The sequence below is a fragment of the Arthrobacter sp. NPDC056493 genome (assembly GCF_042795115.1).
Lineage (GTDB): Bacteria > Actinomycetota > Actinomycetes > Actinomycetales > Micrococcaceae > Arthrobacter.
The window spans coordinates 1-24409 of the sequence record NZ_JBHTSL010000059.1; the positions used below are offsets into that span (position 1 = coordinate 1).

A 24409-nucleotide genomic window follows, 5' to 3' on the forward strand; every position below is an offset into this window, starting at 1 on the left:
GGGAATCCTGCGGGCGGGGGCCCACGTTCTTTGGTGCGGCGGAGGAATTAGAGGCGTTCCACCCGGCTCGGTTCGGCCAGCAGCGCGCTGAGGGATTCGTTCAGGTCCTGGAGCGCAATGCCCTTCGAGTGCGCGTCAAGAGCCTCTTCCGACTCCCACCGCTCGGTCAGGACCAGCTTCTCCTCAGTCGCCTCGGTGAGCTCGTAGCGGAGGCAGCCGGGCTCGTTGACTACCTCGTCAATGGCGATTTCCAGGGCGAGCTTCACGCGGAAGAACTCGCCGTCGTTGGGGATGAACGTGGCCTGCAGGTCGATGGGTGCACTCATGGATTTCACAATACCGGCCCGTAACGGCATGCCCGGACCGGTTACGCCACACTGGCCGGCCGTGCTCCTTCTCTAGCACCGGGCCAGTTGATAGCGTGCCATCATGCGCGCTTACACCGCCGGGGACGCGGACGTCCCCCTGCTCGAGGAAACCATCGGCCACAACTTTGAGCGCGTGGTGGCGCGGTTCCCGCTGCATGACGCGCTGATCGAGGCCGCCCCCGTACCCGGGGCCGACGCCCGCCGCTGGAGCTACACCAAACTGAACGACGACGTCGACCGCCTGGCCCGCGCGCTCCTCGCCTTGGGCGTCGCCAAGGGGGAGCGGATCGGCATCTGGAGCCCGAACTGCGCGGAATGGACCATCCTGCAGTACGCGACGGCGAAGATCGGGGCGGTCCTGGTCAACGTAAATCCGTCCTACCGGAGCCATGAGCTGGACTTCGTGGTGAAGCAGAACGGCATGCGGATGCTGGTTGCGGCGCCGTCGGACCCGAACAGCGACTACGTGGGCATGGCACGCCAGGCGCTCGCCGGCTGCCCCGATCTGCGTGAGCTCGTCTTCCTGCCGGACTTCGAAGTGGAAGGGCTCGACGCCGGCGTCCCCCTGGGCGAGCAGGAGCTGACGTACGCTGAGCTGCTCAGGCGGGCTGACGCCGTCGGGCATTCCGAACTCAAGGACCGTATGGCGGCCCTTGATCCGCACGATCCGATCAACCTGCAGTACACCTCCGGGACGACGGGTTTCCCCAAGGGTGCCACGCTGACGCACCACAACATCCTCAACAACGGGTACTCCATCGGCGAGCTGCTGGGCTACACCGAACACGACCGGGTGGTGATTCCGGTGCCCTTCTACCACTGCTTCGGAATGGTGATCGGCAACCTGAACGCGCTGAGCCATGGCGCAGCGACGATCATCCCGGGGCGCGGGTTCACGCCGGCCGCCGCGCTGGAGGCGGTGCAGGATTTCGGCGGGACCTCCCTGTACGGGGTGCCCACCATGTTCATCGCCGAACTCGCGCTGCCCGATTTCGCCTCATACGACCTCGCCACGCTCCGCACCGGGGTGATGGCCGGTTCGCTGTGCCCGATCGAGGTGATGAACCGGGTCATTTCCGAGATGAACATGAAGGACGTGGCCATCTGCTACGGCATGACCGAGACGTCGCCCGTGTCCACCATGACCCGCGACGGGGACACGCTGCAGCAGCGGACGGAAACCGTGGGGCGCACCATGCCGCGGCTGGAAAGCAAGGTGGTGGACCCCCTCGGGGAAGTGGTGGAGCGCGGCGAGATCGGCGAACTGTGCACCCGCGGCTACGCCGTCATGCAGGGGTACTGGAACCAGCCCGACAAGACGGCGGAAGCCATCGATGCCGACGGCTGGATGCACACCGGCGACCTGGCCCGCATGGACGGCGACGGGTACGTGGTGATCGAGGGCCGGATGAAGGACATGGTGATCCGCGGCGGCGAAAACATCTATCCGCGCGAGATCGAGGAATTCCTCTACACGCATCCGTCCATCCAGGACGTGCAGGTGATCGGGGTGCCGGACGCCACATATGGCGAGGAACTCATGGCCTGCATCATCCTCAAGCCCGGGGCCGAACCCCTGGACGCGGCGGCGGTGGCGGAGTTCTGCCGCGGAAAGCTGGCGCACTACAAGGTGCCCCGCTACGTCGACGTCCGCGACAGCTTCCCCATGACGGTGTCCGGGAAGATCCGCAAGGTGCAGATGCGCGAGGAAGCGGTCGCCCGGCTGGGCCTCTGACGCTGGGCCCCGTAGCGCGAAGGTACAGTTGTGGCCCGCGGGGTGGGCGCGAACGTACAGTTGTGGCCCAGGCGCGCGGGGCTTAAGTGTACGTTCGCGCTTGGTCTGGGGGTCAGTGGGCGCGGTGGTCCTGGATGGTCATCCGCGGGCCGAACGTCGGTTTCCGGAAGCCGCTTAGGCTGAGCATGCGGACCACCCGCTGGCGGTGCCCCGTCCACGGTTCCAGCAGGGCCAGCATGCCGGCGTCGTCCGTCCGCCGTCCGGTCAGCGCCGCGCCAACATATGCCGCCAGGTGGTAATCACCCACCGCGATGGAGTCGGGGCAGCCGTGCGTCCGCTGCACCACTTCGGCGGCCGTCCACACCCCGATCCCCGGGATGCTCTGCATCTTGGCGGCTGCCTCCGCCGCGGGGAGGGAAGCCAGCCGTTCAAGCGCGACGGCGGATCGCAGGGCGCGCATGACGGTCGCCGACCGCTGCGGGCCGACTCCCGCCTTGTGCCATTCCCAGGACGGAATGCGAAGCCACGCTTCGGCAGTGGGCCGGACCAGCAACCCGACGGGCGCAACGGTGCCGGCACCGGGGGCGGGCGTTCCGTGCCGGTACATCAGGTAACGGAAACCCCGCCGCGCCTCGATGACCGTGACCTTCTGCTCCAAAATGGTGGGCACGAGGGAATCAACCATCCGCCCGGTGGACGGGAGCCGGACGTCCGGGTTCCGTCGGCGGGCCTCACGGACCATGTGGGGCAGTGACGATGCGAAGGAGGGCTCGTCGAAAGCGGACCAGTCGTCGTCTGCGCCCAGGAGCCGGGGAAGGCCCGCGAGGGCAGCGCCTGAGCCGGGGCCCCACGCCAGGGCATCGACGTAGGGGCCGCTGCTGCTGTCCCGTCCCAATCCTGCCGCGCCGTCCACGGTGAGTCGCAGCGTCACCGGGCCATCCGGCGTCGTGAACGCCATCCACAGCCCGTCCGGCCGCGAGGCGAAGGAGGGGTCACCGTTGCCGCGCATCAGGATGCCCAGGGTGCGGTGCACGTCATACGGGCCGCCCGGATGCCACCTGAGGGACGCATCCGCCGCGGTTGCCAGCCGGGCGGGGGCGTCAGCAATGGTCATATCAACATCGTCCCACGCCGCACCGACAAACTTGCCGCCCTACCCGCCGGGAGGGTTTTGCCGGGCCCTTATCCTTCGCGCCCGGCAGGACTACAATCCGTGTGTGGCGCGGGCGGGCCGTGTCCTTCCTTCGAGTTGTAGGTGATCGCAATGGGTGGAGTGGTGCATTTCGAAATCCCCGCGGACGACCAGGACCGCGCCAGAAACTTCTACAATCAGGCCCTCGGCTGGCGGATCGATCCGATGCCGGAGATGGACTACAACGTGGTGATCACCACGCCGATGGATGAAAAGACCGGCAGGCCCACCGAGCCGGGTGCGATCAACGGCGGCATGATGGCCAGGGCCGGGGAACTGACCACGCCCGTCATCACGGTGGACGTTGAGGACATCGACGCGACGCTGAAAACTGTCGAGCAGCTGGGCGGTTCCGTGGTGAAGGCCAAGGAGACCATTCCGGGCATGGGCCACTACGCCTACTTCAAGGACACCGAGGGCAACATCCTGGGGCTCTGGGAGAACCTGCCGGCCGGGGAAGCCGGAGGCACGGAGGGATAAAGGCCGGCCAACTCCTCGCCGAAGCGGCCGCGGGCTTCCACCGGGATCAGCGGTTTCTGGGCGCGGATCCGTAGCTCCTGCACGGCCCACGTGTTGCCGTCAGGATCGCTGAATCCGAAGAACGTTCCGCCGTCGCGCTCGTCGAAGACGGTGACTTCGCTGGCTTCCACGCCGCGGCTGAGCAGTTCGTCGCGCGCGGCCCGGGCATCCGCCACCACCAGCTGCAGGCCGCGCATGGAGCCCGGCGCCATCTCGTTCTGCGAGGGCAGGTCTCCGATGACGATCGAACACCCCGAACCGGGAGGCGTCAGCTGGACCACATGCATGTGCTCGTTCTGAGTGTCGTGATCCAGGTTGAAACCGACCTTGTCCCGGTAGAACTCCACGGCCCGGCCGATGTCGCTCACGGGCAGCACAACCACTTCGAGGGTCCAGTCCAAGGCACGGTTCCTTTCAACAGCATTGAGACTCAATGACACTGAGCTACGCACCCGGGGCGGGTGCGTAGCCAGCTTGCCCTGCCCGGGCACGCCTTGGCTAGTGCTTCGGGAACGGCAAATAGGCCGTCAAGGCATTCCGTTGCCCAGCCAGAGCGCCAGGACTGCCAGGGGAAGGGCAAGGACGACGGCGACCAAGCCGGCCACCGCGAAGCCGCCCCAACGCACCCGCAGGTTGAGGCTCTGCAGCCGCTCGTGCCAGAGCAGCGTGGCGAGCGACGCCCAGGGCGAAATGAGCGGTCCCAGGTTCACTCCGATCAAAAGTGCGCCCAGCCGTAGCGGCGATCCGGCCACCGGTTCCAGGGCCAGGTAGGCCGGGAGGTTGTTGGCGACGTTGGCGGAACCGGCCCCCAGCGCCGCGAGTCGCAGCAGGTCAGGGAACGTCTCGCCGGTTCCGGCCGCGGGTGCCAGAGCCTCGGTGAGGCCATGCGAGTGCAGGGTCTCAACCACCATGAACAGCCCCGCGGTCAGCATCAGCGGTCGCCAGGGCAGCATGGACCAGTGCAGGGCTGACGGCCGCCGCCACAGGAACATGGCCACCAGGAACCCCGCGGCTGCAGTGGCAGGAACCGCCACAGCAATCCCCGAAACCAGCGCCGGAAGCAGCACGAGCAGCGTGCCGGCCGAGGCCCGCAGCAGCGTCCGGTCGCCGGCAGGGTGAACCGGCTGCGGCCCGTAGCGGCCAGTCAGGTCCCGGTGGAACGCGAGCCAGAGCAGCAGCGCAGGCACCAGGACGCCGACGGCGGCAGGCGCCCACATCAGCCTGGCGAATCCCAGCGGGCTCAGGGCCATGTTCGACTGCGCCAGCAGGTTCGTCAGGTTGGAGACCGGCAGGAACAGCGACGCGGTGTTGGCCAGCCACACGGTGCTCAGGGCGAAGGGCAGGGGCGGGATCCTGGCATTGACGGCGAGCAGCACCACCACGGGGGTCACCAGCACCGCCGTGGTATCGAGCGACAGAAAAGCCGTGGCGACGGAGGACAAGGCAAGCACAAAGAGCCACAGCAGGAAGACCCGGCCCCGGCCCAGCGCCGAAATGCGGTCCGTCACCACGCGGAACAGCCCCGCATCATCAACGAGTTCCGTGACAACGGTCATCGCCACCACGAAGGCGAGGACGGGGACCGTGCGCCCCGCCAACTCCCCGAACGCGGGCCATGGCAGCAGGCCGCCGCCGAGGCAGGCGGCCCCGGCAAGCAGCATGAAGCCCGGCAGCAGATAGCTCCGCACATTCTTCGGTATTCGGGGGCGCGCCACTGCCCAATCTTCGCACCGAAAGCCGCTGGGACAACCAGCTGGCCCAAGGCGGTAAGTTGGTACCCATGAAGTACGCCCAGTCAGTCCTGGACCTCATCGGCAACACCCCCCTCATCAAGCTGAACCACGTCACGGAAGGCATCAAAGCCACCGTCCTCGTGAAGCTGGAATACGTGAACCCCGGCGGATCCATCAAGGACCGCATCGCGGCGAAGATGGTCGAGGAAGCCGAACGCGACGGCAAGCTCAAGCCCGGCGGTACCATCATCGAACCCACCTCCGGAAACACCGGCGTGGGCCTTGCCCTCGTGGCGCAGCAAAAAGGCTACAAATGCATCTTCGTGGTCCCGGACAAGGTGGGCGAGGACAAGCGCGCCGTGCTCGAGGCCTACGGCGCCGAAGTGGTGGTGACGCCCACCGCCGTCGAACCTGACAGCCCGCAGAGCTACTACGGCGTGTCCGACCGCCTGGTCAGCGAAATCCCCGGCGCGTACAAGCCGGACCAGTTTTCCAACCCCGCGGCGCCGCTGAGCCACTACGAGTCCACCGGCCCCGAAATCTGGCGGGACACCGACGGCAAGGTGACGCACTGCGTCATCGGCGCCGGCACCGGCGGCACCATCACCGGCACCGGCCGCTACCTCAAGGAGGTGTCGGCGGACCGTCCGGAGTCCGACGGCGGCCGGGTCAGGATCATCGGGGCCGACCCCGAAGGCTCTGTCTACTCAGGCGGCACCGGGCGCCCGTACTTCGTGGAAGGCGTGGGCGAGGACATGTGGCCCGCCAACTACGACAAGTCGGTCCCGGACCAGGTCCTCGCCGTGAGCGACGCCGACTCCTTCGCCATGACCCGGCGCCTTGCCCGCGAGGAAGGCCTGCTGGTGGGCGGCTCCTCCGGCATGGCCGTGGTGGCCGCCCTGCGCACCGCCCAGGACCTCCCCGAGGACGCGGTGGTGGTGGTGATCCTGCCCGATTCCGGCCGCGGCTACCTCGCCAAGATCTTCAACGACCAGTGGATGCGTTCCTACGGCTTCCTCTCCGGCGGCGAGGAGGCCTCCGTGGGCGAGGTCATCAAGTCCAAGACGGGCGAACTGCCGGACCTGGTGCACATCCACCCGAACGAGACCGTCCGCGACGTCATCAACATCATGAATGAGTACGGCGTCAGCCACATCCCGGTCCTGTCGGCGGAGCCGCCCGTGGTGATGGGCGAAGTGCTGGGCGCCGTGGATGAACGGAGCCTGACCGCCAAGCTGTTCCGCGGCGAGGCCAGGCTGACGGACAAGATCGCCGAGCACATGGGGGAGAGGCTGCCGGTGATCGGCTCCCTCGAAACCATCTCCGCCGCCCGCGAACTGCTCTCCGACGTGGACACCGTGATGGTGACGTTCGTCGGCGCGCCCATCGGCATCCTGACCCGCCACGACCTCCTCGCCTACCTCAGCAACTGATCAAGGAGCCCCATGTCTGTCTCTGAGAACCAAGGATTCAACACCCGCGCCGTGCACGCCGGTCAGGCCTTCGAGCCGCGCACCGGCGCCGTGGTTCCGCCGCTGCACTTCAGCTCGACCTATGCCCAGGACGGCATCGGCGGGCTGCGGGACGGCTACGAATACGGCCGCGGCGGCAACCCCACCCGCGACGCCCTGCAGGAGCAGCTCGCGGCGCTCGAGGGCGGCACCCACGCCTACTCCTTCAGCTCGGGACTCGCGGCAGAGGATTCACTCATCCGCGCCCTGCTGCGGCCGGGCGACCACATCGTGCTCGGCAATGACGCCTACGGCGGCACCTACCGGCTGATCAGCCGTGTGCTGGGCGACTGGGGGATCGGCAACACGCCCGTGGACATGTCCGACCTCGCCGCCGTCCAGGCCGCTGTGTCAGCCAACAAGACCCGCTTCGTCTGGGTGGAAACACCGTCCAACCCGATGATGAAGATCACCGACATCGAGGCGCTCGCCAAGGTGGCGCACGACGCCGGGGCCCTCCTGATCGTCGACAACACCTTCGCGTCGCCCTACCTGCAGACCCCGCTCGGCCTGGGTGCCGACGTCGTGGTCCACTCCACCACCAAGTACATCGGCGGCCACTCCGACGTGGTGGGCGGCGCCGTGGTGGTCAAGGACGCCGGCCTGGCCGAGAAGATCGGCTTCGTGCAGTTCGCCGTGGGCGCCGTCTCCGGTCCCATGGACGCCTTCCTCACCACGCGCGGGCTGAAGACCCTGGGCGTGCGCATGGACCGGCACAGCGACAACGCCCAGGCCGTCGCCGAATGGCTGCTGGAGTGCCCCGAGGTGGAGGCCGTACTCTACCCGGGCCTGCCCTCGCACCCCGGCCACGAGCTGGCCAAGAAGCAGATGAAGAAGTTCGGCGGCATGATCTCGGTGCAGTTCAAGGGCGGCGAGGCTGCTGCACGGAAGGTCGCGGAAAATACGTCCGTCTTCACCCTGGCCGAGTCGCTGGGCGGCATCGAGTCGCTGATGAACTACCCGTCCGAGATGACGCACGCCTCGGTCAAGGGCACCGAGCTTGCCGTCCCCGTAAACCTGATCCGGCTCTCCTGCGGCATCGAGGACGTCGAGGACCTCATCGCCGACCTTGAGCAAGCCTTCACGCACATCCAGTGACGGCCTCCCCGCAGACGCAGGAAGGCGCCGGTCCCCGGCCGGAAACCGGCCGCCCGGAGGGCGGCAGCCCGGGCACGGCGCGCCGGGCCGTCCTCGGCTGGCTCGCGACGGCGGGCGGTGCTGCCGCCGTCGTCCTCGCCCTGATGTGGCTGTATGCCGAGTATGCCCCGGTCATGAACGACTTCGAGGTCTACTACTACGGCGGCACCAAGGTGCTGCAGACCGGCGAGGCCGGCATCAGCGAGCTGTACGCGCCCCGGGACGGCCTGCCGTTCACCTATCCGCCGTTTGCCGCACTGCTGTTCGCCGGCCTGGCCACTCTGAGCCTGGGCCAAAGCGCCCAGCTCTTTATCTGGGCTGCGCTGGGCGGGGCCGCGGTGGTCTCCGCCTGGCTCGCCCGGCACTACTTCGGCATGACCCGCTGGCGCGCTGCCTTTGCGGACTGGCGGTTCCGGACCGTGGCGCTGGCCGGGACCGGGGCCATCGTGCTGCTGGGGCCGTGGCGGGACACCTTCGTGTTCGGGCAGATCAACATCATCCTGATGGGCCTGATCCTGGCCGACTTCGCGCTGCACGGAAAAGCCCGGGCGGGTGAGATCCGGTGGCCTGCGGGCCTGCTGATCGGCGTCGCTGCCGGCATCAAGCTGACGCCGCTGGCGTTCGGGCTGTATTTTCTGGTGCGCCGCGATTTCAGGGCCCTGGGCTGGATGGCCGCCGGTTTCCTCGGCTCCGTCGCCGTGGCCGGGGCCGCCCTGCCCGAGGCGTCCGTGACGTTCTGGACCAGGATCCTGCCCAACACCGGGCGCATCGGCGATCCGGGGTACGTGGACAACCTGTCGCTGAAGGGGCTGCTGCTGCACTCCGGACTGCCGGACTCGGGCTTCACCAGCCTGCTGTGGCTGGTGCTTGCACTGGCCCTGGCCGTACTCACGGCGCTGGTGATCAGGTGGGCGGTGGCCGTGGAGGAAAACTTCGTGGCGGTGTCCGCGACCGCTGTGCTCATGCTCCTGGTCAGCCCCGTCTCGTGGTCCCATCACTGGGTGTGGATCGCGGTGGCGCTGCCGTCCATGGCCTTCGCCATGCACCGCGTTCCCTCCCGGACCGGCCTGATGCGGCTGGGCGGATGGCTGGTGGTGGCTGCCTCGGCCGTGGCCTTCTACCTCGCACCCAAGGACCTCGCGATGGCGGCCGGCGCCGAGGTCTGGGGCGTGAACCCGCGGACACAGTGGCCGCTCATGGCCTCCAGCCTGGGCGTGGTGTGCGGCGTGGCGCTGCTGGTGTACTGGGCCGCCGCCTACCGGCCCTCGCGGACAGGGATCCGTCCGCGCCCCTAGCCAGCTCCTCGTCGAGGTGGCACTTCACGGCAGTGTTTCCGCGGAACACTGACGTCAACTGCCATCTCGATTCGCCCAGGCGCGACGGCTAGCTTTCTTCAAGAAAGTTAGATATGGTCGCAGCATGGCTCTCCGTTCTGACTGGTCCCAGCGCAACTGCAGCATGGCCCGCGGCCTGGATATTTTCGGCGACCCCTGGGGCATGCTGGTCCTCCGCGAGGTCTTCTTCGGCAATGGCCGCTTCGACGCGATGAAGGCGCGCCTCCAGGTGGCTGACTCCGTCCTCACCCGGCGGCTTGCCTCCCTTGTGGAGTCCGGCCTGCTGGTAAAACAGCCCTACGACGACGGCGGCCGCACCCGCCACGAGTACGTCCTCACCGGCAAAGGTGAGGACGCCCTGCCGGTCCTCAACGCCGTCGTCCTCTGGTCCGAAAAGCATCTGCAGGCCCCCTCCGAGCAGGCCCACATGTACATCGTCCACGCAACGTGCGGCCAGCGGACGGCGTCCGCGGACACCTGCACGGAATGCGGGGAACGGCTCACGGCGGAGAACACTAGCTGGCACAGCCTGACGCGCAGCAGCGCACCGCTCCCGCTGGCCACGGCACCCCGGCACACCGACAAAACGACCAACCGCGTCCAAAGCGGCGGAGAAGAAGGAACAGCCGCATGACTACCCCCGAGGACCCCGGAGTTTTCGTCCAGATATCGCGCCCTGAAGGGGCTTTAGAGGACGATACGTGGACAAAAACTCCAGAGGAAGGGACGAAGGCACTCGAGAAAGGTCCGGAGACTCCAGAGGAGGGGCCGAAGAAGCGGCGTCGGTTGCATCCGGCGTGGGCCGTGGCGGCGGTGGCGTTTTTGGCGCTCGTGGGTGCCGCCGGATTCCGTGCCGCGCCCGGTGTCCTCATGGTGCCGCTGCAGCAGGAGTTCGGCTGGTCCACCACGGTCCTGTCTGCCGCGGTGAGCATTAACCTGGTGCTCTTCGGGCTCACGGCCCCGTTTGCCGCGGCCCTCATGGAGCGGTTCGGCGTCCGGTCCGTCACCGCCGTCGCGCTCGGACTGATCGGTGCCGGCAGCGCCCTGACCGTGCTGGTCAACCAGTCCTGGCAGATCCTCCTCACCTGGGGCCTGCTCATCGGCCTGGGCACGGGTTCCATGGCGCTGGTGTTCGCGGCGACCATCGCCAACACCTGGTTCACCAAGAGCAGGGGCCTAGTGATCGGCATTCTGACCGCCGGCAGCGCCGCAGGGCAGCTGGTCTTCCTGCCGTTCATCGCCTTGCTCGCCCAGGATCCGGGCTGGCGCCAGGCCTCGCTGCTCATTGCCGCCGGGGCGCTGGCTGTGGTCCCGCTGGTGCTGAAGTTCCTGAAAAACTCACCGGCCGACGTCGGGGCGTTGCCTTACGGGGCAGAGGAACCGTCCGGGGCCACCGCCGAAAGGGCGGCCACCGCCGGGAATAGGGAGGCGGCCACCGCCGGGAACGCCGGCAAGGCGGCCCCGGAACCCCGCCGCAACGCCGCCGTCCGGGCGCTGCAGGTGCTGCGGACTGCCAGCCGGAACCGCACGTTCTGGGCGCTCGCCGCCGGGTTCGCCATCTGCGGCGCCACCACGAACGGGCTGATCGGCACCCACTTCATCCCGTCCGCCCATGACCACGGCATGCCGGAAACGACGGCGGCCGGCCTGCTCGCCGTCGTCGGGATCTTCGACATCCTGGGCACCATCGCCTCCGGGTGGCTGACCGACCGTTACAACCCCCGGATCCTGCTCGCCGTCTACTACCAGTTCCGTGGAATCGGGCTTCTGGTGCTTCCGCTGCTGCTGGGCTCCTCGGTCCAGCCCAGCATGATCGTGTTCGTGGTGATCTACGGCCTCGACTGGGTGGCCACGGTTCCGCCCACCGCCGCGATCTGCCGCCAGGTGTTCGGCGCCGACGGCAGCGTGGTGTTCGGCTGGGTGTTCGCGGCGCACCAGCTCGGTGCCGCCGCAGCCGCCCTGGCTGCCGGGGCCATCCGCGACGCCACCGGCCACTACACGTATGCCTGGCTGGGAGCCGCCGCAATGTGCACCATCGCCGCGGTCATCAGCGCCACCATCCGCAAAGACGCCGGACGGCGGCGGCCCGCAGCAGTGGCAGTTGCTTCAGTAGACTGAGCCGGGCGCCCCTGGGCGCGGCTCCTTCGGCAGAACGCGCTACGCGTCCCGGAGGCGCACATTGCCGGACTACAGCTGGGGGACACTGAATGGCACTGCTTACCGCCCGAACAAAGAACGCCAGACCCGCCGGGGGACCCGGCGCGGATGGTCCCGGCCGGGATTCCGGTCTGCTGCAGCCTGCAGAACCACGGCTCCGCGGCCGCTGGCCCGTCCTGGCCGCCGTCGAACTGGTGGTCCTTCTGGCTGTACTGGCGACGGCCGTTTTCGTCGCAGGCCGCCTGGACGCCTGGGCGGACAAGGGCTTGGACTTCAGCGTCTACTGGTACGGCGGCAAGATCCTCAACGACGCCGGCCCGGCGCCGTCGGGCCTCTACCAACCCACGGTGAACTGGGCCGGCGGACCGGAACTGCCTTTCACCTATCCGCCGTTCGCGGCGCTCCTCTTCAGCCTGCTGGCGAAACTGCCGCAGGCCACCGCGCTGCTGCTGTTCAACACGGCCGGCGTGGCGGTGGCCGGCTGGGTGGCGGCGCTCGGTGTCCGGTACTGGAACAGCAAGCCGGGCTGGCGCAGCACCTTTGCCTCCCCGACGTTCCGGTCCGCACTCAACCGGCTCGGCGCCGTCGTGCTTTTTCTTGCTGTCCTGAATCTGGGGCCGTGGCGCGAAACCCTGGCATTCGGCCAGATCAACATCCTCCTGCTGGGACTGATGACGGCGGACCTGCTGTCCGGCAGCCCCCGCTGGCGGAACGGCGTTCCCGGCAGCGGTTTCCTGGTGGGCGTGGCGGCCGGCATCAAGCTGACGCCCCTGGTCTTCGGCCTGTATTTCCTGGTGCGCAAGGACTGGCGCGGACTGCTGAACATGAGCGCCGGCTTTGCCTTGACGGTGCTGCTCGGCTGGGTGCTCCGCCCGGCCGAATCCCTCAGTTTCTGGCTGGAGATTCTTCCCGACACGTCCCGGATCGGCGGCGCCGGCTACGTGGACAACCTCTCCATCAAGGGCGCCCTGCTCCACTTCGGTGTGCCGGCGGACGTCGTGAACGTGCCGTGGATGCTCCTGAGCCTGCTGGTTGTGGGTCTGGGCGCGGCCGTCATCAGGACCGCCAGCAGCCAGGGCGCCAGAGTGGTGGCCATTTCCGCGACGGCACTCACCATGCTCCTGGTCAGCCCCGTCTCATGGTCGCACCACTGGGTCTGGATGGCGGCAGTGCTTCCGGCGTTCGCCTGGACCCTGCGCGAAACCCCCCAGCGCCACCGGCTGTCGCGCTGGGGAATGGGCGCCGTCCTGGGCGTGTCCACGGTGGTGTTCCTGTTCTCGCCGAAGACCATCGGCACGGCACTGGGCGCCGAAAACCTTGACCTTCAGACGCCGGTGCCATGGATCATGGCGTCCAGCGCAGGGGTGTTCTGCGCGCTGGCCATCCTGGTGTGCTGGCTCTTGGTCCTCCGGCGCGATGCCGTGGCGGAGCTGGCCGGATGAGCACAGCACTGGTCACCGGCGTGGGGCGCCTCGCCGGAATCGGTGCGGGGATCGCCCGCCAGCTGGCCGCCGACGGCTGGGACCTGGTGCTGACCTACTGGCAGGACTACGACGCCCGCATGCCCTGGGGCATCCAGCCTGACGACGTCGGCCGGCTCACCGCCGAACTGGAGGCCATCGGCTCCAAGGTGGTGGCGCTGCCCGCCAACCTCCAGGACCCCGGCGCCGTGGACCGGCTCATGGCAGAGGTGTCCGCGCAGGCAGGAGCCCTTCACGGCATGGTGCTCAGCCACGCCGAATCCGTCGACTCGGGCATCCTGGACACCAGCCTTGAAAGCTTCGAGCGGCACTTTGCGGTGAACACCCGGGCCAGTTGGCAGCTGATCCGCGCCTTCGCGCAGCAGGCAACGGACCACGGCGGCGCGATCGTCGCGCTGACCAGTGACCACACAGCATTCAACCTGCCGTACGGTGCGTCCAAGGGGGCGCTGGACCGGATCGTCATCGCCGCAGCGCGTGAGCTTGGACCGCTGGGCATCAGCGCCAATGTGCTGAATCCCGGGCCTGTGGACACCGGCTGGATGGACGGCCCGCTTCGTGAAGAACTGACCCGGCGCCAGCCCGGCGGCAGGCTGGGAACCCCCGCGGACGTGGCGGGAACGGTGGCATTCCTGCTGTCCCCGGCAGGCCGCTGGGTATCCGGTCAGCTCATTAAGGCCGACGGCGGGTTCTCGGCCTGACGGTGTCGGCGCACCCTTGGGGTGGCCCAGGTCCCGGCCATGGGAAGTGCGTCCTGCCGCTAGAACCGTGTAGTGCCGCGCATCCGGCGGGGCCGGCCGTCCGGGTCCACCACGAGGCGGTTTGCAGCGCCTGCCCAGAGACGCTGAAGGGGTGGCACCGGCTCAGGAGTGTGGTGGCGCACCTGTCCCTTGGGACGGGGCGTGCGGCGGCCTGTTGCGTGCCAATGGTCCAGAGCGTCGGCATAGGCGTTCCAGAGTTTCAGCCCGGCCGCCGGGGCGTGGAGCTGAGGATCATCCTCGTCCAGGCCCAGGTGTTCGGCCCAGAGCTGGAGCCGCAGCCCGTAGGCCAACGGCCGGGAAGCGCCGGAAACCGCGTTTGGCCCTTGCCCAGCGTCTGAAGTGGGCGGTTCCGGAGGAGTGGCAGTAGTGTCGATGACGGCGCAGGTGAGCTCGCTGTCGGTGGTCCAGGAGCGACGGTTGAAGTTGTCCGATCCGCAGGTGAACCAGGCATCGTCGATGATGCAGATCTTGGCATGCACATAGATCGGAGTCCCGGCACGGTTTTCCAGATCAAACACCCCGACCCTGTCGGGCGCAACCCGCCGCATCCTGCTGATGGCACGGATCTGCCCGACCCGCTTGGGCGGTCCCCCGAGAATGCCGTCCGAGTCCGGGTAGCGCGGCACGACGGCGATTACGTTCAACTCGGGGTTGCGTTCCAGGGCCGTTGCGATGCCGGCCGCGACCTCTTCAGACCACAGGTACTGGTCCTCGATGTAGATCAGCGAGCGGGCCCGGGCGAAGGCTTTCGTGTAGGCCCGTGCGATGCTCCGCTCACCGCCAGGTGCGAACGGGAACGGCGGGTGCTTCATACCGTAGGTACGCAGCAGCTGCACGGCATGAGGTCCCGCAGGCGGCGGGGGCGGCGCAGTGGCCGGAAGCGGTTCGGGGTGCCGGGGCATATCGGCCAGACGTTGCAGCAGCATCCGGTACGGTGTCCGGCGGTCCAGGGGATGGGGATCATTCCACCGTTCGGCGAACAATTCCAGCACATCTGCCACGACCGGGCCCCGGAGTTCGAGCGCGGCATCGTGCCACGGCGGTGTTTTTCCATACCGGGAATCCATGGCCACCGCCTGCGGGTCCCCTTCGTGATCGGCATCGTCCCGGCGGCTGTGGGAAAGATCGATCCCGCCCACGAACGCGACGTCCCGCGACGGGTCGTCCCGCCGGCGGATGACGACCATTTTCTGGTGGTGGCAGCCGAAGAGGCGCACCCGCTGGTCCAGCAGCACCTCCCCGCCGGCGTCGTTGATCTGTTGGCTGAGGAGCTCGTTGGACCGCCGGCTCATCGGGGCCGACACGCGCTCGCCGTGGGAACGCCAAATCAGGCCGCGCACTTCCACTCCGGCCCGGGCCACCCCGGCCAGCAACTCACCGATCGTCGGTCCATCCGCCGTCAGCCGCTCGTCGGCATCGCCACGCCAGTCGGTGAACCACACGCGGTCTCCCGGATCCAGGGCCGACAGCTCCTCATGGAGCCGGGCGAAGTAGGTCGCCCCATGAATCAGGGGCCGCACGAGGTTGCCCTCCGACCACGACGGCGTTCCGGCGCCGCCCGCGTGCACGTCGGTGGCTGCGTTCCCCCGCTCAGCGCCACTCAGGAACCAGGCACCGGCACTGCTGTCCGCCCGGTGTTCCCCGGTCCGTCCCAAGGCCAGGGAATCGTCAGCGTCAGCCATGTGCCCAGTATGCTCCCGACAATGCGGCCGCGGCGAGGGGTAGGCCCGGGCCGTTCAGCGGAACGCGGAGAGCTCTGTGATGTGCTGGCCAAGGATGAGGGTGTGCACCTCGTCCGTCCCTTCGTAGGTGCGCACCGACTCGAGGTTGGCTGCGTGCCGCAGCGGCGGATAGTCCAGGGTGATGCCGTTGCCGCCCAGGACAGTCCGGGCTTCCCGCGCCACCTTGATCGCCTCGCGGACGTTGTTCAGCTTGGCCAGCGAGATCTGCTCCGGGCGGAGCCGCCCGGAGTCCTTGAGCCGGCCAAGGTGCAGGGCGAGCATGGTGCCCTTCTGCACCTCGAGCAGCATGTTGACGAGCTTCTCCTGCGTCAGCTGGTACCCGGCCAGCGGCTTGCCGAACTGCAGGCGCTCCATCGAATACCGCAGCGCTGCCTCATAGGAGTCGCGGGCCGCGCCCATGGCACCCCAGGCGATGCCGTACCGTGCCTCGTTGAGGCAGCTGAACGGGCCGCTCAGTCCCCGCGCACCCGGCAACATCGCCTCCGGCCCCAGCCGGACGCCGTCGAACGTCACATCGCATTGGATCGAAGCGCGCATGGACAGCTTCCGCCCGATCGGCGTGGCGTTGACACCCGCCGTGCCGGCGGGCACGAGGAAGCCGCGGACGCCGTCGTCGGTCTTTGCCCAGACCACCAGCACGTCGGCAACAGAGGCGAGCCCGATCCAGCGCTTGGCGCCGTCCAGGATCCAGCCGGCATCCTCTCCGGTCCCGTCCTGCCGCGCAACGGTGGTCATCGACGACGGGTCCGAGCCCGCCGTCGGCTCCGTCAGCGCGAAACAGCCGATCACCTCGCCGGCGGCCATCCGGGGGAGCCACTCCTGTTTCTGGTCCTCTGAGCCCCATTTGTGGATGGCGCTCATCGCCAGGGAGCCCTGGACCGAAACGAACGTGCGGATTCCCGAATCGCCGGCTTCCAGCTCCATGGCGGCCAGACCGTACTCGACGGCGGACCGGCCTGGGCAGCCGTAGCCCTCCAGGTGCATGCCCAGGACGCCCAGCTCGCCCAGTTGCGCCGGCAGGTGCAGGGGAAAGACACCCTGCTCGTACCAGTCGGCGATGTCGGGGCGGATCTGCTGGTCGGTGAAGTCCCGGATCCGCTGCCGCAGGGCCCGCTCATCGGCGGTCAGCAGGGAATCCAGGGCCAGGACATCCGAAGGGTCCGGGAGGCCATACTCGGCCGAAGCTTCCGCAGGATCAAGGGCATCATCGCTCATTGCAGCATCCTACGTGCCTGTGCGGCCGTGCCGGGGGACTACCGGCCCGCGGGAACCTGGTTGCTGCCCAGGAAGTACCCGCGGGTTGAGGGCAGGAACCGGCAGACAGCGGCCAGCACTACGCCGAGGGCCAGCAGCACCACTCCGCTGACGAAGGCCCCGCCGACGCCGAAGATCTGCGTGTTCCCGTAGGCCGGATCCCACATCTGCGCCGCAGAGATAAAGAACGCCGCGGTCAGCAGCAGCGCCCCGAGCAGCGGGAGGATGCCGCGGAACCACAGGTTGCGCGCGGACTTCCGCAGCGTGTCCCGGAAGTACCAGGCGCAGGCAAAGCCGGTGAGGGCGTAGTAGAAGGCGATGAACAGGCTGATGGAACTGATGGAATCGGACAGCAGGTTCTCGCTGAGGAAGCTCATGGCCACGTAGTAAACGATGGCCGCGGCGCCCATCACCTGGGTGGAGAAGCCAGGGGTCTGGTTCCGCTCGTGGACCTCCCCGAACTTCGGCGGCAGGGCCCGGTGGACGCCCATGGACAGGGTGCCGCGGGCGGTGGGGAGGATGGTGGTCTGGGTGGAGGACAGCACGGACGCCAGCACCGCCACCACGATCAGCCAGCCCCAGGGACCCAGCACCACGTCCTTCATCGCGAGGAACACGTCGTCCTGGTTGTCGGCGTTGGCCAGCCCGATTCCCTCCGTCCCCACGGACGCGTACATCATCACCAGCAGCGCCACCGAGACGTAGATGGCCACCAGCACGAACGCCGAGATGACCGCGCCGCGGCCCGGGGTGGTGGCCGGGTTCTCGGTTTCCTCATTGACCGCCAGGCACGTGTCCCAGCCCCAGTAGATGAACAGGGCCAGCAGGATGCCGTGCACCACCGCCCCGGGATCGGCGAACGCCCCGGCCGGGTTGAACCATTCGGCGTCGAACGGCTGGCCCGTCGGTGCCCCGCCTGTCAGGCCCGCTATCCGGAGGATGATCGCCACCGCGAAGATGCCCAGCGAGATGTACTGGACGTACGTCAGGGTCCGCTGGACGTGCTCACCCAGCCGGATCCCGCGGTAGTTGACGAGGGTCATGAAGGCGATGAAAACGACGCCGGTGGCGGTCACCACTGCCTTGTTCCCCGCCAGTGACCCGTCGCCGATTAGCAGCCACACGTACTGGCCCGCCACCTGTGCCAGGTTGGCCAGGACCACCACGCCGGCCAGGGCCATGCCCCAGCCGCCCAGCCATCCCGCCCAGGGGCCGAAGGCGCGGCGGGCCCAGATGAACGTGGTGCCGCAGTCCGGCATTGCGCTGTTGAGTTCGCGGAAGGCGTAGGCGATGAACAGGACGGGAACGAAGCCCAGGACCAGGATCAGCGGGGTGTAGTTCCCGTTGACGGCCACGATCAGCCCCAGCGTCGCGGCCAGCGAGTAGACCGGCGCGGTGGAGGCGAGGCCCAGCATCACGGAGTCGCCAAGGTCCAGGATCCCGGCGCGGAGTCCCTTGCCGGGGACGGCACCGCCGGGCTGGTTCGCGGCGCCGCCGGCCGCCGTCGTCGTTCGGGTTTTCATAGGGCTATCCCTGCCTTGTTCGCGTTGGCTTGTGCCGCCTGGACGCTCAGCGGCGCCGGCGCGTCAATGGTGTTGGGGACGAAGCGGCAGAAGTAGTCGGTGACCGGCCCGTCGGACTCGCGGATGCCGCAGCCCACCGATTCGCCGTCCACCACCCACAGGCCCAGGACGGGATGGTTGCCGTCGAAGTCGGGCAGGGAATGGTACTGCTGGTAGCACCAGCCTTCGCGGCCGTATCCGCCGGGCTTCTCCAGGCTGATGCCCTCCGCATGGACCCGGATGTTGTCGCCTTCGCGGCCGTGCAGCGGCTTGGCCACCCACTCCTTCAAAGGTCCGGGGTCGTTGAGGTAGGCGGGCAGCAGGTTCGGGTGGTCGGGGTAGAGGTGCCACAGGGCGGCCAGGAGTGCCTTGTTGGACAGCAGCATTTTCCAGGCTGGCTCCACCCAGCGGGGATTGTGCGAGCGCTGCAGCAGGCGGTGGCCGAACGGCTCCTTCATCATCAGCTCCCAGGGGTAGAGCTTAAAGATGGTGCTGATCATGAAGTTGTCCATGTCCACGAAGCGGTTCAGGTTCGGGTCCCAGCCGATGTCGGACATGTTGATGCCGATGGTGGTCCACCCGGCCTGGCTGGCAACGTCGCGCATGTAGGCGGCCGTCATCCAGTCCTCACCCGATTCCTCGGCTTCGGAGTGGGCCACGTGCAAGGTGCTCATTCCCGTGCGGTACTGCAGCTTCTTCCACTGCCGGATCAGTGCCTCGTGGATGCCGTTCCACTGGTCCTTCTCCGGGAAGACATCCTGCAGCCAGAACCACTGCGCCACGGCCGCCTCGATGAGGCCGGTGGGCGTGTCCGCGTTGTACTCAAGCATCTTGGCCGCGCCGCCCTGGCCGTCATAGATGAAATCGAAGCGGCCGTAGATGTCCTGGTCCCCGGCCTGCAGCGACTCGGCGGCCAGTTCGAGGGCCTGCGGGCCGATGCCGATGGGGCCCATGGCGCCCGTGGCCAGGAACTTCGCGGCCTCCAGGCACATCCTGTGCATGTCCTCGGCCGTGATCTCCAGCGCCTCCACCTCGTCCATGGTGAATTCGTAGTAGGCGGCCTCGTTCCAGTACTCGATCTTCTTGCCGCCGGGAAGGATGGTGGTGGAGAACACCAGGCCCTGTTCCTCGATCTTCTGCTTCCAGTCCGGCCGGGGCTCCGAGAGTAACCGCTTCACGCCTAGCCTCCCGTGCTTCCGCCCTTGGAGCTGCTACCGAAGCCGCCCCTGCTGACCGTGCCGCCTTTGCTGCTGTACCCCGTGGACGTCTTGGCCCCCTGTGGCACTGTCCTGGTGAAATTCGGGTAGGCCGTCCGGTTCTGGCCGATGCCCGGAACGCTGGCCCCGCGCGCATAGAAGTACCAGGCATAGAGGGCGCCGCCGCGGCCGGCCGAGCTGTTGCACTGGGTGTCCTCGACGCGCTCGCCGGTTTGCTCGTTGAAGCAGACCTGGGCGTAGTCGGGGTCCTGCTCATTGCTGGCCACGATCGCGGTGATGGTGCCCGCCAGAAGGGCCGTGACACCGAGGCCCACCACCACCGTGCGGCGCTGCGACCGCTTCTTCCGGGCCGCCGCGTCGCGCTCGCGGTCGCGGGCGAACGGATCGAAGACGGGGCTGGGCTGGGGGACGCCAGTTTCGCTCGGGTGCCCGGGGCCGGTGGTTGCCTTGCCTCGGGTTCCGCTACGGGGTTTTTCCTTGCCTGGCTTTCCAGGTCCTTCCTGTCCCTGCGTGCCGGGGGCCAGCAGCTCGGGGTGGAGCTCGGGCTTAGGCACCTGCCAGGGCGGCGGCTTGGCCGGACCGCCAGACGGGACGCCCTGGCCGGACCTGCCGTCGTTTCCGCCGGTCACGTCGTCGTGCCGGGGCCCGTCGGCGTCCTTGCTCGGGTCCTTCTCCGGGTCCATGGTTCCCCCTGCTGCTCCATGCTGGTGGTGGCCGGAACGCATGGCTGCGGCCGGCGGAACCGGCTGTCCGTGCAGCCGGTGAATACTGCAGCAAGCCTAGTGGCTGGTGGGTGCTGCGGTGAATAAATTTCCACACCCCACCGTCCCGCCGGAAACACCAAAAGCGCTGGTCAGGCCGAGAACCTAGACTGGTGCCATGCACACAGCTACTCTGCTTGCCGTTTGCCGGGTCCACCAGCTCCTTCCGGACGAGGGAAGCGTGGGCGTCACCGCCATCGACAAGCGCCCCGTGGACGGGCCGGTGAAGGTGCACAAGCTCGGTTTGCACGGTGACGTCCAGGCTAGCCGCATCCACCACGGGGGAGAGGACCAGGCGCTCTACGCCTATTCCCAGGCCGACGCCGACTACTGGATCGGTGAGCTGCAGCGCGAACTGCCGCCGGGGATCTTCGGTGAGAACATGCGCGTCGCGGGGATCGAAACCACTGGCGCCGTCATCGGTGAACGTTGGCGGATCGGGCTGGATGTTGAGGTTGAGGTCACCTCGCCGCGTGTTCCGTGCGCGACCTTCCAGCGGCGCATGGACGAGGCCCAGTGGGTCAAGCGGTTCACACAGGCCGGCCGGGTGGGCGCCTACCTGCGCGTCGTCAAGACCGGATCCGTGCAGGCGGGCGACCACATCCACCGACTCTTCGTGCCCAAGCATGGGGTGACAATCGGCCGCTGGTTCAGCGAGCCCGACGTCGACGCCATCGAGGCCCTGCGCGACGCCGAGGCCGATGGTGAAATCCGGCTGCAGCCCGAGTACCACGACCGGTTCGAGCAGATGCTCCGCCGCGTCGGCGGCTAGACCGGCGGTACTGCCGCGTTTCTGCACCGCTTTCAGCCGGCCGGGGTGGACGCCCTCCTGAATCGGCGCGGGCGCAGGACTGCATCGGCGCGGAAACCGGGGCAAAAATGCCCCGTGTGCGCAAGCTCACCGCCCCTGCCGGGCCCTCGGTTCGTCCGCATGCGTTGTCATGCCCTACACTGGAAACATCCCCCACTCCGGAAATCCCTTATTCCTGCCCAATTTTTGAGGCAGGACTGGCAAGTGTTGGGGCCCGCAAATGTGATGCGGGCAGTTTCATAGGGAGAGCCGGCTGAAGAAAACGCTGTACAGACTGCTGGGATAGCAGCCAAGAGATGCAGTGCGAAGTCCTGCCACGGGATTGCGAAAGCGCCGGACTTCGACGTGACCGGCCGGTCAATGAATGCCCGGCGCCCACGGCACAAGTACTGCGGCTCCGCTCACCTCGGGTTGTGCCGCCTGGCCCCCTATGGATGAGGAATATTTCCCTATGCCCGAAAATCACGACGACGCCACCGAGGCGACCGCCGAAACCGCCACCATCGAATTCACCGAGGCTGCTGTCCCCGTAGCCGAGCCCGCCGAGGCCGCAGCCCCCGCTGCAGCCGAGCCGGAAGAAGAAGGCGTTCGCTTCACCGACCTTGGCCTCGACGGCCGGGTCCTCGCCGCCTTGCAGGACGTCGGCTACGAAAAGCCCTCGCCCATCCAGGCAGCCACCATCCCGCTGCTGCTCGAAGGCCGCGACGTAGTCGGCCTGGCCCAGACCGGTACCGGTAAGACTGCAGCATTCGCAGTACCGGCACTGTCCCGGCTGGCCGAACTCCACGACCTCAACGGCCCTTCCCGCAAGACGCAGGCCCTGGTCCTCGCACCGACCCGTGAGCTGGCGCTCCAGGTTGCCGAGGCCTTCACCTCGTACGCCAAGCACATGGACGACTTCACTGTCCTCCCCGTCTACGGCGGCTCCGCCTACGGCCCGCAGCTGGCCGGCCTGCGCCGCGGTGCCCAGGTTGTTGTGGGTACCCCCGGCCGTGTGATCGACCACATCGCCAAGGGCTCCCTGGACCTCTCCGAACTTCAGTACCTGGTGCTGGACGAAGCGGACGAGATGCTGCGCATGGGCTTCGCTGAAGACGTGGAGCAGATCTTCCAGCAGACCCCGGAAACCCGCCAGGTGGCGCTCTTCTCGGCCACCATGCCGAGCCAGATCCGCCGGATGTCCAAGCAGTACCTGAACAACCCTGCCGAGGTCCAGGTCAAGTCCAAGACCACCACCGGCGCCAACACCCGCCAGCGTTACCTGCAGGTGATGGGCCCGCACAAGCTCGATGCCATGACCCGCATCCTCGAGGTCGAAGAGTTCGACGGCGTCATTGCCTTCGTGCGCACCAAGATGGCCACCGAGGACCTCGCCGACAAGCTGCGTGCGCGCGGCTTCCAGGCTGCCGCCATCAACGGTGACATCCCGCAGCAGCAGCGCGAACGCACTGTTGACGCGCTGAAGGAAGGACGCATCGACATCTTGGTTGCCACCGACGTCGCCGCCCGCGGCCTTGACGTTGAGCGCATCAGCCACGTGGTCAACTACGACATCCCGCACGACACCGAGTCCTACGTGCACCGGATCGGCCGCACGGGCCGTGCCGGCCGTTCCGGCGACGCGATCCTCTTCATGACGCCCCGGGAGAAGTACCTGCTGCGTTCCATTGAGAAGGCCACGCGGCAGCCGGTGGAGCAGATGCACCTGCCGACGGCGGAGACAGTCAACTCGCTGCGCCTGGGCAAGTTCGCTGACAAGATCACCGAGACGCTTGAGTCCGAGGACGTGGCGGCATTCCGCGACCTCATCGCTTCCTACGAGGAGGAACACAACGTGCCGGCAGCAGAAATCGCTGCGGCACTGGCCGTCATGGCCCAGGGCGGACAGCCGCTCCTGGTCAAGGAACTGCCTGCTGCTCCCGAGTTCCAGAAGCGCGAACGTTCCAAGGACGGCTTCGGCTCGCGCGGCCCGACCCGTGCGCTTACCGAAGGCAACGCCACCTACCGGATCGCGGTGGGACGGCGCCAGCGTGTCATGCCGGGTTCCATCGTGGGTGCTATTGCCAACGAAGGCGGAATCTCCTCGTCGCAGATCGGCGGCATCGACATCCGCTCGGACCACTCCCTCGTGGAGCTTCCCGCGGACCTGAGCCCCGAGCAGCTGCGCGCCCTGTCCCGCACCCGCATCGGCGGCGAGCTGATCCACCTTGAGCTCGACAGCGGCCGCAAGCCCTCCGGTGACCGCGGCGATCGTGGTGACCGCGGCGGCTACCAGGGCGGTGGCCGCGGCGGCAACTTCAAGGGCAATGGCGGCTTCAAGAAGGAATTCCGCAAGAACGACGGCGAGCGTTCCTCCGCTGACCGCGGCGGCCGTGCGTACAGCGAGCGTTCCGAGCGCGGCTTCGGCGGCGACCGGGGCCAGTCCAGCGACTCCCGCTTCGGCGGGCACGGTGATGGCGCACGCAAGCCCCGCCACGGCAGCGAAGGCGGCCACCGCGACTTCAACCGCAAGGGCAAGTGGTAACCACCCCCTCGCGGTAATTCGCGCGATGAATGGCGCTGTGGTGAATTCCGCATCCGAATAGAGACAGGCCGGCTGTTCAGCCGGCCTGTCTCTATTTAAGCCGTTCCACGTGGCCCGCGTGTACGCTTCGTCACATCTGCGTCCCGACAGGCCCGGGAGGGGCGTCCAAAGGGGGCCTGGTACCCGCTTCGGGCCTGTATTTCCGCGGTTTTTCGGGCCAGGGAACCCCGTTCCGCCGCCGATTTGTTGAGTGTGAAATCTTCGGGTAGAGTATTTACTCGTTGCCCCCCTAGCTCAGTGGTAGAGCGCGTTCTTGGTAAGAACGAGGTCACCGGATCGATTCCGGTGGGGGGCTCGGAATGAGGGCCTGTGTCAAGGCGGTCTTGACCGGCTTGACACAGGTTTTTCTCATTCGTGGCGGTGTAGCTCAGTTGGTTAGAGCGCACGACTCATAATCGTGAGGTCGGGAGATCGAGCCTCCCCACCGCTACAGAATCTGCAGGCCAGAGGCATTCAGCCCCTGGCCTGCTTTTGTTTTTGGCGAGCGCGGCACCAGCCGACTTACGGACACGACGGCGGGCGGCGTGTCCCGTGTCAAAGTGCCCCATTT

20 protein-coding genes and 2 tRNA genes are annotated in these 24409 nt (G+C 67.7%); 13 read left to right on the forward strand and 9 right to left on the reverse strand.

What is annotated here, in order from left to right; translation table 11 throughout:
* Nucleotides 1-47: 47 nt before the first annotated feature.
* Nucleotides 48-326, reverse strand: coding sequence for a putative quinol monooxygenase (locus tag ACFQ50_RS19535; RefSeq protein WP_377997292.1), 279 nt, complete (start codon nucleotides 324-326; stop codon nucleotides 48-50).
* Nucleotides 327-429: 103 nt separating this feature from the next.
* Here ACFQ50_RS19535 and ACFQ50_RS19540 point away from each other — a divergent pair, with 103 nt between their 5' ends.
* Nucleotides 430-2103: an AMP-binding protein gene (locus ACFQ50_RS19540; RefSeq protein ID WP_377997293.1), complete on the forward strand. Its 1674-nt coding sequence runs from the start codon at nucleotides 430-432 to the stop codon at nucleotides 2101-2103.
* A gap of 112 nt (nucleotides 2104-2215) precedes the next feature.
* Here the strand turns inward: ACFQ50_RS19540 and ACFQ50_RS19545 are convergent, their stop codons facing one another.
* Nucleotides 2216-3217, reverse strand: coding sequence for a DNA-3-methyladenine glycosylase family protein (locus ACFQ50_RS19545; RefSeq protein WP_377997294.1), 1002 nt, complete (start codon nucleotides 3215-3217; stop codon nucleotides 2216-2218).
* Between the two features lie 150 nt (nucleotides 3218-3367).
* Here ACFQ50_RS19545 and ACFQ50_RS19550 point away from each other — a divergent pair, with 150 nt between their 5' ends.
* Nucleotides 3368-3775: a VOC family protein gene (locus tag ACFQ50_RS19550; protein ID WP_377997295.1), complete on the forward strand. Its 408-nt coding sequence runs from the start codon at nucleotides 3368-3370 to the stop codon at nucleotides 3773-3775.
* Here ACFQ50_RS19550 and ACFQ50_RS19555 read toward each other — a convergent pair.
* Both ACFQ50_RS19555 and ACFQ50_RS19560 read right to left on the reverse strand, forming a co-directional pair.
* Nucleotides 3694-4215, reverse strand: a complete 522-nt coding sequence (locus ACFQ50_RS19555; RefSeq protein WP_377997296.1) for a VOC family protein — start codon at nucleotides 4213-4215, stop codon at nucleotides 3694-3696. The genes ACFQ50_RS19550 and ACFQ50_RS19555 overlap by 82 nt on opposite strands.
* A 126-nt stretch (nucleotides 4216-4341) precedes the next feature.
* Nucleotides 4342-5475, reverse strand: a complete 1134-nt coding sequence (locus ACFQ50_RS19560; RefSeq protein ID WP_377997320.1) for an SLC13 family permease — start codon at nucleotides 5473-5475, stop codon at nucleotides 4342-4344.
* A gap of 119 nt (nucleotides 5476-5594) precedes the next feature.
* Here ACFQ50_RS19560 and ACFQ50_RS19565 point away from each other — a divergent pair, with 119 nt between their 5' ends.
* From ACFQ50_RS19565 to ACFQ50_RS19595, 7 genes are all read left to right on the forward strand, one after another.
* Nucleotides 5595-6980 carry a cystathionine beta-synthase gene (locus tag ACFQ50_RS19565; RefSeq protein ID WP_377997297.1) on the forward strand — a complete coding sequence of 462 codons (1386 nt, stop codon included), beginning with the start codon at nucleotides 5595-5597 and terminating at the stop codon, nucleotides 6978-6980.
* Nucleotides 6981-6992: 12 nt separating this feature from the next.
* Entirely contained in the window at nucleotides 6993-8156 is a 1164-nt protein-coding gene (locus ACFQ50_RS19570; RefSeq protein ID WP_377997298.1) for a cystathionine gamma-synthase, read from the forward strand.
* Nucleotides 8153-9490 carry a glycosyltransferase 87 family protein gene (locus tag ACFQ50_RS19575; protein WP_377997299.1) on the forward strand — a complete coding sequence of 446 codons (1338 nt, stop codon included), beginning with the start codon at nucleotides 8153-8155 and terminating at the stop codon, nucleotides 9488-9490. Before ACFQ50_RS19570 ends, ACFQ50_RS19575 begins: the two co-directional genes overlap by 4 nt.
* Before the next feature lie 124 nt (nucleotides 9491-9614).
* Nucleotides 9615-10163: a winged helix-turn-helix transcriptional regulator gene (locus ACFQ50_RS19580; protein WP_377997300.1), complete on the forward strand. Its 549-nt coding sequence runs from the start codon at nucleotides 9615-9617 to the stop codon at nucleotides 10161-10163.
* Nucleotides 10160-11647, forward strand: coding sequence for an MFS transporter (locus ACFQ50_RS19585; protein WP_377997301.1), 1488 nt, complete (start codon nucleotides 10160-10162; stop codon nucleotides 11645-11647). The genes ACFQ50_RS19580 and ACFQ50_RS19585 overlap by 4 nt, the downstream gene beginning before the upstream one ends.
* 89 nt (nucleotides 11648-11736) lie before the next feature.
* A complete protein-coding gene (locus ACFQ50_RS19590) occupies nucleotides 11737-13128 on the forward strand; it encodes a glycosyltransferase 87 family protein (RefSeq protein ID WP_377997302.1) in 1392 nt (463 codons plus the stop codon).
* Nucleotides 13125-13868 carry an SDR family oxidoreductase gene (locus ACFQ50_RS19595; RefSeq protein WP_377997303.1) on the forward strand — a complete coding sequence of 248 codons (744 nt, stop codon included), beginning with the start codon at nucleotides 13125-13127 and terminating at the stop codon, nucleotides 13866-13868. The genes ACFQ50_RS19590 and ACFQ50_RS19595 overlap by 4 nt, the downstream gene beginning before the upstream one ends.
* Nucleotides 13869-13927: 59 nt before the next feature.
* On the opposite strand, the gene ACFQ50_RS19600 is transcribed toward ACFQ50_RS19595, so the two are convergent.
* From ACFQ50_RS19600 to ACFQ50_RS19620, 5 genes are read right to left on the reverse strand one after another with little or no spacing between them, the layout of a single operon-like run.
* A complete protein-coding gene (locus ACFQ50_RS19600) occupies nucleotides 13928-15610 on the reverse strand; it encodes a phospholipase D family protein (RefSeq protein ID WP_377997304.1) in 1683 nt (560 codons plus the stop codon).
* A 54-nt stretch (nucleotides 15611-15664) separates the two neighbouring features.
* Entirely contained in the window at nucleotides 15665-16885 is a 1221-nt protein-coding gene (locus tag ACFQ50_RS19605) for an acyl-CoA dehydrogenase family protein (RefSeq protein ID WP_377997305.1), read from the reverse strand.
* 38 nt (nucleotides 16886-16923) lie between these two features.
* Nucleotides 16924-18447 carry an APC family permease gene (locus ACFQ50_RS19610; protein ID WP_377997306.1) on the reverse strand — a complete coding sequence of 508 codons (1524 nt, stop codon included), beginning with the start codon at nucleotides 18445-18447 and terminating at the stop codon, nucleotides 16924-16926.
* Nucleotides 18444-19664: a glutathionylspermidine synthase family protein gene (locus ACFQ50_RS19615; RefSeq protein ID WP_377997307.1), complete on the reverse strand. Its 1221-nt coding sequence runs from the start codon at nucleotides 19662-19664 to the stop codon at nucleotides 18444-18446. The genes ACFQ50_RS19610 and ACFQ50_RS19615 overlap by 4 nt, the downstream gene beginning before the upstream one ends.
* A 2-nt stretch (nucleotides 19665-19666) precedes the next feature.
* Complete coding sequence (locus ACFQ50_RS19620) at nucleotides 19667-20386, reverse strand: Tat pathway signal protein (protein WP_377997308.1); 720 nt, start codon at nucleotides 20384-20386, stop codon at nucleotides 19667-19669.
* Between the two features lie 196 nt (nucleotides 20387-20582).
* Here ACFQ50_RS19620 and ACFQ50_RS19625 point away from each other — a divergent pair, with 196 nt between their 5' ends.
* The 4 genes from ACFQ50_RS19625 (at nucleotide 20583) to ACFQ50_RS19640 (ending at nucleotide 24289) form a co-directional block, all read left to right on the forward strand.
* Nucleotides 20583-21236, forward strand: coding sequence for an MOSC domain-containing protein (locus tag ACFQ50_RS19625; RefSeq protein ID WP_377997309.1), 654 nt, complete (start codon nucleotides 20583-20585; stop codon nucleotides 21234-21236).
* A 490-nt stretch (nucleotides 21237-21726) separates the two neighbouring features.
* Nucleotides 21727-23799, forward strand: coding sequence for a DEAD/DEAH box helicase (locus tag ACFQ50_RS19630; RefSeq protein WP_377997310.1), 2073 nt, complete (start codon nucleotides 21727-21729; stop codon nucleotides 23797-23799).
* 283 nt (nucleotides 23800-24082) lie between these two features.
* Nucleotides 24083-24154, forward strand: a tRNA-Thr gene (locus tag ACFQ50_RS19635).
* A gap of 61 nt (nucleotides 24155-24215) precedes the next feature.
* Nucleotides 24216-24289, forward strand: a tRNA-Met gene (locus ACFQ50_RS19640).
* Nucleotides 24290-24409: the final 120 nt, after the last annotated feature.

What these genes read in the sequence shown, in the direction of transcription:
- ACFQ50_RS19550 (WP_377997295.1), top strand. Translation starts at nt 3,368, where the DNA reads ATGGGTGGAGTGGTGCATTTCGAAATCCCCGCGGACGACCAGGACCGC.
- ACFQ50_RS19545 (WP_377997294.1), bottom strand. Translation starts at nt 3,217, where the DNA reads ATGACCATTGCTGACGCCCCCGCCCGGCTGGCAACCGCGGCGGATGCG.
- ACFQ50_RS19590 (WP_377997302.1), top strand. Translation starts at nt 11,737, where the DNA reads ATGGCACTGCTTACCGCCCGAACAAAGAACGCCAGACCCGCCGGGGGA.
- ACFQ50_RS19560 (WP_377997320.1), bottom strand. Translation starts at nt 5,475, where the DNA reads ATGCTGCTTGCCGGGGCCGCCTGCCTCGGCGGCGGCCTGCTGCCATGG.
- ACFQ50_RS19595 (WP_377997303.1), top strand. Translation starts at nt 13,125, where the DNA reads ATGAGCACAGCACTGGTCACCGGCGTGGGGCGCCTCGCCGGAATCGGT.
- ACFQ50_RS19605 (WP_377997305.1), bottom strand. Translation starts at nt 16,885, where the DNA reads ATGAGCGATGATGCCCTTGATCCTGCGGAAGCTTCGGCCGAGTATGGC.
- ACFQ50_RS19540 (WP_377997293.1), top strand. Translation starts at nt 430, where the DNA reads ATGCGCGCTTACACCGCCGGGGACGCGGACGTCCCCCTGCTCGAGGAA.
- ACFQ50_RS19570 (WP_377997298.1), top strand. Translation starts at nt 6,993, where the DNA reads ATGTCTGTCTCTGAGAACCAAGGATTCAACACCCGCGCCGTGCACGCC.
- ACFQ50_RS19580 (WP_377997300.1), top strand. Translation starts at nt 9,615, where the DNA reads ATGGCTCTCCGTTCTGACTGGTCCCAGCGCAACTGCAGCATGGCCCGC.
- ACFQ50_RS19630 (WP_377997310.1), top strand. Translation starts at nt 21,727, where the DNA reads ATGCCCGAAAATCACGACGACGCCACCGAGGCGACCGCCGAAACCGCC.
- ACFQ50_RS19565 (WP_377997297.1), top strand. Translation starts at nt 5,595, where the DNA reads ATGAAGTACGCCCAGTCAGTCCTGGACCTCATCGGCAACACCCCCCTC.
- ACFQ50_RS19535 (WP_377997292.1), bottom strand. Translation starts at nt 326, where the DNA reads ATGAGTGCACCCATCGACCTGCAGGCCACGTTCATCCCCAACGACGGC.
- ACFQ50_RS19585 (WP_377997301.1), top strand. Translation starts at nt 10,160, where the DNA reads ATGACTACCCCCGAGGACCCCGGAGTTTTCGTCCAGATATCGCGCCCT.
- ACFQ50_RS19625 (WP_377997309.1), top strand. Translation starts at nt 20,583, where the DNA reads ATGCACACAGCTACTCTGCTTGCCGTTTGCCGGGTCCACCAGCTCCTT.
- ACFQ50_RS19600 (WP_377997304.1), bottom strand. Translation starts at nt 15,610, where the DNA reads ATGGCTGACGCTGACGATTCCCTGGCCTTGGGACGGACCGGGGAACAC.
- ACFQ50_RS19610 (WP_377997306.1), bottom strand. Translation starts at nt 18,447, where the DNA reads ATGAAAACCCGAACGACGACGGCGGCCGGCGGCGCCGCGAACCAGCCC.
- ACFQ50_RS19620 (WP_377997308.1), bottom strand. Translation starts at nt 20,386, where the DNA reads ATGGACCCGGAGAAGGACCCGAGCAAGGACGCCGACGGGCCCCGGCAC.